Origin of the sequence: Cellulomonas algicola (assembly GCF_003851725.1) — a bacterium.
GTDB classification, from domain to species: Bacteria; Actinomycetota; Actinomycetes; order Actinomycetales; family Cellulomonadaceae; genus Cellulomonas; species Cellulomonas algicola.
Genome location: NZ_BHYL01000474.1, coordinates 1 through 1,454, shown reverse-complemented (window position 1 = coordinate 1,454; position 1,454 = coordinate 1). Strand labels below are relative to the sequence as shown.

Here is a 1,454-nt window from a genome sequence, read left to right as displayed (position 1 = left end):
CCGCGGACGCGGGCGGCGCCGACGCGCGGACGCCCGCGCTCGGGACGCCGAGCCCCGCCGCGGGCCTGCCGGTGTCCGGCATGACGGGTGGGGGTCTCGTGGCGCCCGTGCCGGCGGACGACCAGCCGACGACGGTCTTCGGTGCGCCGCTCGCGCCGCCGCCGCCGCACCGACCCGCGGACGACGCGCCGACGACCGTCTTCGGTGCGCCGCCCCCGCCGCCCGGCCCGATCACGGGCGAGCCGGTCGAGGTCGGCGCGGGTCCCGAGGCCGGACCGGCGGGTTCCGCGGTCGAGGCGTGGGACCCGGCCGCGACGCAGGTCATGCCAGGGCCGGTGCCCGCGTACGACGACGAGCTCGACGCCTACGGTCAGCCCGACGAGGTCGTCACGGGCGAGATCGTCACGGACACCCTCGACGACGCACCGGCCGAGCCGGTCGACGTCGTGCTCGCGCTCGGCGCGAACCTCGGCTCGGCGCAGGAGACGCTGCGCGACGCGGTGTCGGACCTCGCGGGCACGCGCGGGATCGAGGTCACCGACGTGTCGCCGCTCGCCCGCACGGCTGCCGTGGGCCCGGAGCAGCCGGACTACCTCAACGCGGTGGTGCTGGCCCGCACGACGCTGTCGCCGCGCGACCTGCTGCGCGCGACGCAGGCCGTCGAGCACGCGCACGGACGTGAGCGCGCCGAGCGCTGGGGGCCGCGGACGCTCGACGTCGACATCGTCGTGTACGGGTCGGTCCTCGCGGTCACGGACGACCTCGAGCTGCCGCACCCGCGCGCGCACGAGCGCGCGTTCGTGCTCGAGCCGTGGTCGCAGGTCGACCCGGAGGCGGTCCTGCCCGGACTGGGCGGCGGACCGGTCGCGCAGCTCGCGGCGACCGCGCCCGACCGCGGCGGGGTCCGGTGGCTCGCGCTCGACTGGCTGACCGCGCCCGTGCCCGGCACGAGCGGGGTCCCGGTCGTGGAGCCCGACGCCCCGTCCGGCCCGGTGCCGACCCGCGAGACCGTCTTCGGCGCACCGCACGACGGCCCCCGGACGCCGTCGTCGTGATGCAGGCGACCCGCTGGACCACGCTCCTCGCCCTCGCGGCCGGTGTCGCCGCCGCCACCTGGATCGCCCTCGACGCGCTCGCGGACCGCGGGACGTCCACGCCGTCGGTGCCGTGGCTCGTCGCAGCCGTCGAGGTCGTGATCGCGGGCGTCGTGCTCAGCATGGGCTGGGCGGTCCGGCAGTTCCTGCGGGGCAAGCGCCCCGGCCTCGACCCGATCCGCGCGGCGCGCACCGCGGTGCTCGCGAAGGCGTCCTGCTACACGGGCGCGCTGCTCGCCGGCTGGTACGGGGGGCAGGCGCTGGCGCTCCTGACCGACCCCGGCGTGCCGGGCAACGGGTCGCGCGCCGCGGCTGCGGCGGTCGCGACCGGCGGTGCGGTCGTGCTGGCCGTCGTCGGCC

2 protein-coding genes are annotated in these 1,454 nt (G+C 78.5%); both read left to right on the top strand.

The window, feature by feature from the left end; translation table 11 throughout:
- A partial coding sequence (gene folK / locus CTKZ_RS22550; RefSeq protein ID WP_235843595.1) for a 2-amino-4-hydroxy-6-hydroxymethyldihydropteridine diphosphokinase occupies positions 1-1,055 on the top strand: 1,055 nt, incomplete at its 5' end.
- Positions 1,055-1,454: DUF3180 domain-containing protein (locus CTKZ_RS20930; protein WP_148090549.1), on the top strand; the 400-nt coding region annotated here is incomplete at its 3' end. The genes folK and CTKZ_RS20930, both read left to right, overlap by 1 nt.